Raw genomic sequence first — 572 nt, 5'->3', positions numbered from 1 at the left:
ATCTTCGGCTGGCCCGGAAAAAATGCTTGTTTGACGGAAACCTGCGATCAACCTTAAGAGATACCCTGATCGCTCACCGGCAATCACTCCGGCAAGACACCATCATCAGCCAAACGGTTGGGACGCTGGAAAGCCAAGTTGCTGGCATTCTGACGGGGGATCAGGCCGATCAACAGAAATCACAACAGATCCGGGAGGTACTGGCCACGGCCTTTACGAATGATCAGATACCCGGGCAGTGTCAGGATCTGCCCGACGCCCTCCTTGCCCGGCAGCGCCCTGACCGGTTGCGGCAGGCGCGGCGTCTGGAGCATTTGGCCCAGAGGGTCCAGGAGCATCCTGTGGTATTCCTGCAGGGCGAGGCCGGAGTCGGCAAGACCTTTATGGCCAGGGCCATTGCGGCCAGGGCTGGTTATCCGGACTGTCAGGTGCTTCAGCTTGGGCCCAACCACACCCAGGAAGCCCTGTTTGGCGGACCGCAGCTGGTGAGTTATCCAACGGGCAATAGGGCGGAGGATCATGGCACCGAATTTTGTCAAGGGCCACTGCTGCAGTGGGCATTATTGAAAGAT

Annotated in this window: 1 protein-coding gene; it reads left to right on the top strand. The window is 58.7% G+C overall.

Annotated elements, in window-relative coordinates; genetic code table 11:
* Positions 1-26 precede the first annotated feature (26 nt).
* Positions 27-572: P-loop NTPase family protein (locus tag J7438_RS27105; protein ID WP_209279114.1), on the top strand; the 546-nt coding region annotated here is incomplete at its 3' end.

The organism is Thalassotalea sp. G20_0, from assembly GCF_017744175.1.
Taxonomy (GTDB): domain Bacteria; phylum Pseudomonadota; class Gammaproteobacteria; order Pseudomonadales; family Endozoicomonadaceae; genus Endozoicomonas.
This window is presented reverse-complemented; position numbering and strand designations above follow the sequence as displayed.